At 40.1% G+C, this 8,771-nt stretch carries 7 protein-coding genes and 1 tRNA gene; 5 read left to right on the forward strand and 3 right to left on the reverse strand.

Annotated elements, in window-relative coordinates:
* A partial coding sequence (locus ACSQ7D_RS12765) for a transposase (protein ID WP_437136260.1) occupies window positions 1-330 on the reverse strand: 330 nt, incomplete at its 3' end.
* A gap of 38 nt (window positions 331-368) precedes the next feature.
* On the opposite strand from ACSQ7D_RS12765, the gene ACSQ7D_RS12770 reads away from it, so the two are divergent.
* The 4 genes from ACSQ7D_RS12770 (at window position 369) to ACSQ7D_RS12785 (ending at window position 5,620) form a co-directional block, all read left to right on the forward strand.
* Window positions 369-953: a lipocalin family protein gene (locus tag ACSQ7D_RS12770; protein ID WP_437136465.1), complete on the forward strand. Its 585-nt coding sequence runs from the start codon at window positions 369-371 to the stop codon at window positions 951-953.
* Window positions 954-1,238: 285 nt separating this feature from the next.
* On the forward strand, window positions 1,239-2,273 hold the full coding sequence (locus ACSQ7D_RS12775) for an inorganic phosphate transporter (RefSeq protein ID WP_009417073.1): 1,035 nt from the start codon (window positions 1,239-1,241) through the stop codon (window positions 2,271-2,273).
* 202 nt (window positions 2,274-2,475) lie between these two features.
* Window positions 2,476-4,143, forward strand: coding sequence for a gliding motility lipoprotein GldJ (gene gldJ / locus ACSQ7D_RS12780; protein ID WP_009420001.1), 1,668 nt, complete (start codon window positions 2,476-2,478; stop codon window positions 4,141-4,143).
* 142 nt (window positions 4,144-4,285) lie between these two features.
* Window positions 4,286-5,620 carry a UDP-N-acetylmuramoyl-tripeptide--D-alanyl-D-alanine ligase gene (locus ACSQ7D_RS12785; RefSeq protein WP_437136466.1) on the forward strand — a complete coding sequence of 445 codons (1,335 nt, stop codon included), beginning with the start codon at window positions 4,286-4,288 and terminating at the stop codon, window positions 5,618-5,620.
* A gap of 65 nt (window positions 5,621-5,685) precedes the next feature.
* Here ACSQ7D_RS12785 and ACSQ7D_RS12790 read toward each other — a convergent pair whose 3' ends face one another.
* Window positions 5,686-7,860, reverse strand: a complete 2,175-nt coding sequence (locus tag ACSQ7D_RS12790) for a DPP IV N-terminal domain-containing protein (protein WP_437136467.1) — start codon at window positions 7,858-7,860, stop codon at window positions 5,686-5,688.
* Between the two features lie 176 nt (window positions 7,861-8,036).
* On the opposite strand from ACSQ7D_RS12790, the gene ACSQ7D_RS12795 reads away from it, so the two are divergent.
* Window positions 8,037-8,110, forward strand: a tRNA-Ile gene (locus ACSQ7D_RS12795).
* A 306-nt stretch (window positions 8,111-8,416) separates the two neighbouring features.
* On the opposite strand, the gene ACSQ7D_RS12800 is transcribed toward ACSQ7D_RS12795, so the two are convergent.
* On the reverse strand, window positions 8,417-8,771 hold a 355-nt coding region (locus ACSQ7D_RS12800), incomplete at its 5' end, for a transposase (RefSeq protein ID WP_437136468.1).

Raw genomic sequence — 8,771 nt, forward strand, 5'->3', positions numbered from 1 at the left:
CATTCCTGTTTCCTGACCAAGAATTTGAAAATAAGTCTTATAAACTTTATTCTCTAAAGTCGTTTCAGCAAAAGCCTCTTTAAGGGCTTTTAACTCCTTTTTAAGAGCTTGAAGCTCCCCGATTTCATCAATTGTTTCCACGCGTACTATTTTATTTAATAAGTGATCTTTGCCATACTTTTTGAGCCATTTTTGAATCGTTGTACTTCCTCCAATGCCGTACTTGCGTCGGCAGTTTTCAATACTCAATCCGTTTCTCTCAATCTCTTCTACGATACTCAACTTAAAGCAATCACTGTACCGAACTGTTTCTTTCCTCCCTTTTGTCATATCTTTTTATGGTTTTTAGTGTAAACCTATTTCAGGATATGACACCCTATACTATATCGGGGACAACTATTACACGTGAAGGTAAGACAGTTACTTTTACTGTGACTGAAACTAAACTTGTAATAGAGGGGACTGGATTAGATGAACAAGGAAAAATGCGTTCTTTTTCATATACCTATAAGAAAATCAGCGAAAAAGAATTGACAGCCCTTAGAGCGATGGAGTATAAAGCTCCTGAAAAAACTACCGACCCCAAAGCACTCATAGGGGCGTGGCAGATAGAAAAAGCCACCTTTAATGGACAACCTATCGAAAAAGGACCCTGTGAAGATAAACAAGTAGATATTTATACCGCCAATACAGTAACTAATTATGACTTTGGCTTCAATAGTAATACTAATCGTTGCGAGTTTGAAAAAGGCAGAGCGGTGCCTTATACTGCTTCTAATGGTACGATTACTAAAAAAGACGATACTCCTGAGAACTTTTTTGTAAGAGGAAATAGGCTTGTTATTTCATTTATAGATAAAGATGATGACGATAATCAAGGAACATATGAGTATACATTTAAGAAACTTACAGAGGCAGAACTTGCGGAGATAAATAAATTGGAGAAGAAATAAAAGCAAGACAAGAAACACTGATAATCAGTAATAAAGACATTATAGGTGCGTTAAAGTTTTGTTAAACTCTGGAATTATTTTGGTAGTTAAAAAAAACGCCGTACCTTTGCCGACGCAATGAGGGTGGTAGCTCATTGTAAAACTTCAAATAATAGTTTTCATAATTTAAAGTTTTGGTTGGTTAATGGAAAAGTCCGATAGTAATATCGGGCTTTTTTTTTGCAGAAAAAGTATTGTTATTTAAAAAAGATTTTATACTTTTGCGGAGAAAAACTGATATAAAGAATGACACCCATATACAGCCAATTACTTATTCCGTTTCTCATTGCAATGGCAGTAGCCATTACGATGGGAGGTAGTGGTACCGCTCCTGCATTCTCGGCAAGCTATGGTGCTAATGTGATTAGAAAGACTGTTATCCCGGGGTTATTTGGGATAATGGTGTTTGTAGGGGCGTTTTTGGCAGGGAAGAAAACGGCAGGTACAATGGGGAGTGGCATATTACCCTCGGAGTATTTGGATTTTACGGTGGTATCGATAGCCTTATTTTCGATAGCGGTAACGATGCTTATTTCGAACATTTCCGGGATACCGCAGTCTACCAGTCAGGCAGCAGTATTAGCCTTAGCGGCACCAGCGTTGTATTTTGAGAAGTTAGACACGAATAGGCTATTTATGGAGATTATACCTGCGTGGTTTATATTGCCTGTGATTGCTTATTTTCTGAGTTATTTTGCGGGGAAATACATTTACCAGCCGATGCGCAGGCGAGGGCTGACGATACAGCGGGCGCAGAATGAGAACAAGAAGCATATTTGGGATGTGGCGTTGGTGATAATGGCTTTGTATGTATCGTTTGCGATAGGCTCTAACAACGTAGCTAATGCGACGGGACCTTTGTATACAATGACGATTAATGAGCTACACATTCGCGAGAGTGACCATATTGTTATCTTGATGTTGGCTACCTTGATAGTAGCCCCGTGTTTTGGCATTGGCGCTTCGCTTTTTGGACATAAGATACTGAAGAATACAGGGAAGGAAATAATACTTTTTGGGAAGTTTGAAGCGGTGATTATCGCATTTATATCGGGGAGCTTGTTGTTACTAGCTTCGGTTGTAAAAGGAATACCCACCTCATTGGTACAAGTGAATGTAGCAGCTATCTTAGGAATAGGCGTAGCGAAGATGGGGCACAAGAATATTTTTCGCAAGACTCAAGTAAAGCGATTCTTTGCGATGTGGATGATAGCACCTATTATAGCGTTCTTTTTGTCGTTGTTATTGGTTTTTTTAGCTGATAAGAACCAAATGTTATAAACAAAATACTTAAAGAATTGTTAAAAAATAGGGTGGGAGAAGAGGAAATATGAGAAACAAGAGAAGGAGGAAATAGAGTGTATAAAACTATAAATCAAACATATATAAAAAATACACAAAAAATAGAATATTAATATATAGTTAAAATTGAGAAAAGATGATACTACATTAAAAAAAAGTAGTATCTTGCGCCCGAATTTTTATGCTAACAAGTGTTTTTACTATGAAAAGAAATTTATTAAAAGTACCTGTTTATATGGCCTTAGCAGGATTGTTGCTCGCAGGTTGTGGCAAGAAGACTGATAAGAACACATCGAGTGCGACAGGTTGGAAAATCAACGCGAAAGAAGGTGGTTTTCAATACAATACAGATTTTAAAGACCAAGAGACAGGTCCTGGTCTTGTGCTCATTGAGGGAGGTACCTTCACTATGGGTCAGGTGGAAGACGACATAATGCACGACTGGAATAACACACCTACCCAACAACACGTACAGTCTTTTTATATGGACGAAACAGAGGTAACCAACAAGATGTATATGGAATACCTCGATTGGTTAAAACGTGTGTTTCCACCAGATGAAGAGCAATATAGAAATATATATATAGGTGCCCTTCCTGATACCTTAGTATGGAGAAGCCCTCTAAGTGCTAATGAAGCAATGGTTAGCAATTACTTGCGTCACCCTGCTTATGCTGAGTATCCTGTAGTAGGGGTAAACTGGGTGCAAGCAGTACAGTTTAGTTCTTGGCGTACTGACCGTGTGAACGAGGCAATCTTGGAACGTGATGGTTATCTTGCAAAAGATGCTCGTTACCAAGTAGATGCTACTAGCACATTTAGTACCGATACTTACCTAAACGCCCCATCACAAACTTACGGAGGTAAGATAGCTGGAGAAATGGGAGGTAAGAAAACTAATAAAGAAGGAGAAGCAACTTATGCTAAACAAACTAGCGGTATTTTATTGCCTGAGTATCGTTTGCCTTCTGAAGTAGAGTGGGAATATGCTGCCAAATCTTTGGGTGGTATTCGTGAATATAACTCATTGCAAGGTAGAAAGAAATACCCTTGGGATAGCCAATACACTCGTTCTACCAAACGTAGAACTCGTGGAGACCTCTTAGCTAACTTTAAACAAGGTAAAGGTGACTACGGCGGATTGGCAGGTTGGTCAGATGACAAAGGTGATATCACTGTAGCAGTTAAAACTTATCCACCTAATGACTTTGGTTTGTATGATATGGCAGGTAACGTAGCTGAGTGGGTAGCCGATGTTTATCGTCCTATTGTTGATGATGAAATAACAGATTTCAACTATTACCGCGGTAACGTGTATATGAAACACGCTATTGGTGAAGACGGAAAACAAATAGTAGTAACTCCTGAGAATGTGAAGTATGACACTTTGATGAACGGTAAAATTATCGCTCGTAATTTGCCAGGTAACCTTGCTACTGTTCCTATCGACTCAAACGAAACCTATTTGCGTTATAACTTTACACACTCCGATAACCGTAGTTATCACGATGGTGATAAATCATCTACACGAAACTATCGCAACCAAAATGACTTGATGGCAGAAGGTTCAGAGTATACAAACTCAATGTACAATGCTCCTCGTCCTAAAAGACCAGGTAGCGATATCAGCGGTAAGGGCTATGATACTTCTAACGACCGTACTTCACTTATCGACGACGAAGTACGCGTATACAAAGGAGGTTCTTGGAGAGACCGTGCTTATTGGCTTGACCCAGCACAACGTCGTTTCTTACCTCAGTACATTGCTACTGATTATATAGGGTTCCGCAACGCTATGAGCCGTGTAGGTTCAAAAGCCAAAAAGAACCATAAAACTCCTAAAGGATAAAAACCATAAAATATTTCATAGGCAAAGAGTCTTCTTGAACTTTTCAAGAGGACTCTTTTCTTTTTTTACAGAAAGTAAGAGAAACAATTTGCTTAACTCAAAAAAACGCTGTAGTTTTGCATTATAAAAGAACTAATAGTTTATGATAGAAGAGCTTTATCAAAGATATATAACTTCAGCGGGCGTAAGTACTGATACCCGCAATATAAAGCCTAATAGTATTTACTTTGCCTTAAAAGGAGCTTCGTTTAATGGTAACACCTTTGCTCAAGAAGCTCTTGCCAAAGGAGCCTGCTATGCAGTTATTGATGACCCTGCTTATCACATCGCCGATAAAACACTTTTGGTAGACGATGTCCTCACTACACTCCAACAGCTCGCTACTTATCACCGCAGGAAGCTAAAAACACTCGTTATTGGTATTACCGGTAGCAATGGGAAAACTACCACAAAGGAGCTTATCAAGTCGGTATTATCACAACAACTGAGCATAGTAGCTACACAAGGCAACCTAAACAACAATATAGGAGTACCTCTCACTTTGCTCACAATTAAACCAGAAACCGATATTGCTATTGTGGAGATGGGAGCCAATCACCCAGGTGAAATTGCCTTCCTATGTTCTATTGCTGAACCCGACTACGGCTATATTACCAGTATTGGTAAAGCGCATTTAGAAGGCTTTGGTTCTTTTGAAGGCGTGATAAAAACCAAAGGCGAGCTCTATGATTACCTCAAAACACACCATAAAACCATTATTGCCAACGCCGATAATCCTATCACCGAAGCACTTTTGGGAAACTATAACAATGTGTACAGTTTTGGAGTAGGCGAAGGGGTAAACGTCTCTGTGCAATGTCTCAGCACTCAACCCGTGAAAATACAGTTTGCTGACTCGTCCCTACAAACCACCACAGAAGGATTCCCTGCCAATATAGAGGGCTTTACTGATACTCCCACTGTCGCAACTTCTCATCTGGTAGGAAGCTATAACTTCACTAATATTGCTGCTTCGGTAGCTTTTGGGCGTTACTTCAAACTCTCTACAAAGGCTATTCAGAAGGGCATAGAGAGCTATATTCCTCAAAACAATCGCAGTCAGTTATTGCAATGGGGTAGTAATACTGTTTTGCTCGACGCCTATAACGCCAACCCCAGCAGTATGACTGCTGCTATCGACAATCTCCTTTCTATGAACAGCTCCTCTAAGAAAGTGCTTATTCTCGGCGATATGTTTGAGCTTGGCGATTACGCTACTCAGGAGCATCAAAGCATTGTCGATAAACTCACAGAGCACCAATGGGCAGGGGTCTACCTCATCGGAAAGAATTTTAAACAAACTAAAGCGCCTTATCCGCAGTATGAAACCTTTGAGGAATTTCAAGAGGTCTTTAAGAACCTTTCTTTTCAAGACAGCCTAATACTCATCAAAGGTTCGAGAGGAATGGCTTTAGAAAGACTTATAGCCAACTCTTAAAGAGCATTAAAAAACAACGAAGGGCTGTCGGCATTGCCGACAGCCCTTCGCTTATCCTCTGATAACTACTGATTGTGTTTTTTCACATAATCAATAATTCTTTCTGTAAGATTGATATGGTCAGTACCCCGTACACCGTGTGCGTGCATCGGGTAGATAAATAACTCTATAAAGTCGTTTTTCTTGATAGACTCACGCGTAATACTCATCAGGTGCTGAGGTACTACAACATCGTCTACACTGCCGTGAATAAATAGTAGTGGGCGCTTCAAATTCGTGAGGTATTTGCCCACTCGGCTATTCTGGTAACCCTCTGGGTTTTCTTGTGGGGTGTCCATATAGCGCTCGCCATACATCACTTCGTAATACTTCCAATCGGTTACAGCCCCTCCTGCCACAGCAGTTCTGAATATTTCAGGGTGACGAGTGAGCAAGCTCGAAGCCATAAATCCTCCAAAACTCCACCCGTGCACTGCTATCCTATTGCCATCTACATAAGGCAGACTCTTCAAATAATCCACCCCTTTAAGCTGGTCTTTCACCTCTATTTCTCCCAAACGACGGTGGATTACACTCTCAAAAGCAAAACCTCTGTTTTCACTACCCCGGTTGTCTAAGGTAAACACTATATACTGTTCATTTTCTACAAAAGCGTGTAACCACAAGTAAGTATCTGCCAACCATTCGTTCTTCACCTGTTGGGCGTGTGGTCCTCCATATACATAAATCAGCACAGGGTACTTTTTATTAGGGTCAAAAGTCTTAGGTTTGTGCAATTTACCGTAAAGAGGCGTACCATCTTCGGCTTTCAGCGTTACAAACTCAGTGGTGCCTACTGCAATACCTTCTAGCGGATTCTTAGCCGTAAGTAAACGCTGTCTACTGCCTTTATCCGTACTTACAAGGTCTATATTTTGTGGAACGCTGATACTGCTATAGCTATCCAAAAGATATTTTCCGTCACTGCTCAGCTGTACGTTATGAGTTCCTGCTTCGGGAGTAAGAGCAGTCACCTTTTTAGGGTTTTTAAGCTCTATCTTAAAGCAATGTTGCTCACGTGGGTCAGCACCTGTACCGGTGATAAATACGTATTTCCCTTGTGTGTCGAAGCCTAAAATATCTTGCACTACCCAACGGAAATTACTAACTTGCTTAATGAGCTTGCCGTTCACATTGTAATGGTATACATTTGTAAAACCATCGCGCTCGCTTAGCCATAAAAACTCATTTGCGTTGTTCGGCAAGAACACAGCTGGCTTTTCGGGCTCTACCCATTTAGCGTTGCGCTCTTCAAAAATTGTATTTACCTTTTTGCCCGTACGTGCGTCGTAACGGTTTAAGGCAAAGTGGTTCTGCGCTCTGTTTATTTCAGCCAAAAGGATATATCGCTCATCAGGGCTCCAAGCCAAATTCGTGAGAAAGTGCTCATCGGTAGTGTTAATGTCTAAATAAGAAACCTTCCCGCTTTGGAAATCGTAAATCCCTACTGCTGCCTGCTCGCTGGGCTGACCTGCCATCGGGTATTTAATCGCTTTTAAGGTAGCAGGAGTAGTGGTAATATCCACCAAAGGGTAATCAGCCACCTTGCTTTCATCTTTCTGATAAAAAGCTAAATAATTGCCCTTAGGCGAAAAGAATATGCCTTTATGAATGCCAAATTCGTTGCGGTGAATCGATTTACCGGCTACAATATTCGCATCAGTAAAAGCAGTAACCGCTTGTTTTTCATTCTTTTCAGTAGCCAAATACAAATTATTATCTAAGGTATATGCCACCGATTTTGTAAGAGGATTGTATTCAGCGTTTTCAGCCCCTTTCGGTAGCGTGATACTACTGAGCACATTCTTGCGCTCGTAATTGTAACGGTAATAAGTATTATCCACTTTTAAAACCATTTCTTCTTTACCGATATAGGTGATAGGAGGCAACGAACCGCTGTTTCGCAAGTAGCTTTGCAACCACTCAAACCCCATTGTGAGCTCACTGCCAATAGCGCCCACTTTTTCACCTTTGGGGTTGAAAATCTCATACGTATCACCTTTGCTGTACAGATACAGGTCAGTGCCCTCAATCCACTGCAAATTATCCAAAGTTTCAGGAGAGAGCAAGCGGTATCCCATTTCAGAAGAAGGGTCTTGTACCGCGTGAAAAACCGCTTCGGCAACCGTCAGTTTACGGTCTTGAGCTAACGCCGAAAGCGTAATAAAAGCTACGAATAGCAAAGTAATAACTCTTTTCATAATTCAGTTTTACCAATGTAATGAATTGTTTTTACAGCGCAAAAATAAAACATTCTCTTCAAATAGCCAAAGCCTTCACCACTTATTTTTACCCTTTTTCTCGAAAAAAATCCCTATAAATTTGGTCAATTCATTTTTAAATACTACTTTTGCACCGTCTTAATTAAAAACAGACAGGTCTCATAGCTCAGCTGGTTAGAGCATCTGACTCATAATCAGAGGGTCGTTGGTTCGAGCCCAACTGGGACCACCCTCAAAATAAAAGCACTTACAAACATTTGTAAGTGCTTTTTTATTATACCCCAACTTCGGTTTAACTATATTTTCCATCACCACACACCTCCCTTTGAATGGAAGTCCACCTTCGTCATTCGTCACTCGTCATTCGTCATTTCTTCCCCTTTTCCGTCTCTACATTTCCCCTTTGAAAATAGCCAGCAATAGCTTTGTATGTGCCTCGCGAGAGCGGAGTATGTGTAAAGAAAAATATTTTCACTGTCACGTCCTAAAAAAGGTTGTCATAATTAATTATTGTTTTATTAGTCAATTTTTTTCATTAAGCTACCTTTTGAAAGTACACCTGATCAGGAGTTTTTAAGTTCAATGCATAGTGAGGACGTTTTTGATTATATGTCTTTATAGCCGAACATACCGCACTAAGAGCTTGTTGTTCAGTATTAAAAGTAACTCCTAAATTAAACTCTTGCTTGAGAATCCCATTGATACGCTCCGCGTGAGCATTTTCGTAACAGTGATTCTCCTGAGTCATACTAATTTGAATGTCCTCTTTTTGCAATAACAATATATACTCTTTGCAACAATATTGAACTCCTCTATCCGAATGATGTATTAAAGACTCTGACCTTTTCTTCCCTTTTAAAGCCTTCTTCAAAGCCTCTAAACACCCTTCA

This window comes from Capnocytophaga sp. G1920 (assembly GCF_051417515.1).

Coding starts and splice junctions, on each gene's coding strand:
- ACSQ7D_RS12790 (WP_437136467.1), bottom strand. CDS start 7,860: ATGAAAAGAGTTATTACTTTGCTATTCGTAGCTTTTATTACGCTTTCG.
- ACSQ7D_RS12775 (WP_009417073.1), top strand. CDS start 1,239: ATGACACCCATATACAGCCAATTACTTATTCCGTTTCTCATTGCAATG.
- ACSQ7D_RS12770 (WP_437136465.1), top strand. CDS start 369: ATGACACCCTATACTATATCGGGGACAACTATTACACGTGAAGGTAAG.
- gldJ (WP_009420001.1), top strand. CDS start 2,476: ATGCTAACAAGTGTTTTTACTATGAAAAGAAATTTATTAAAAGTACCT.
- ACSQ7D_RS12785 (WP_437136466.1), top strand. CDS start 4,286: ATGATAGAAGAGCTTTATCAAAGATATATAACTTCAGCGGGCGTAAGT.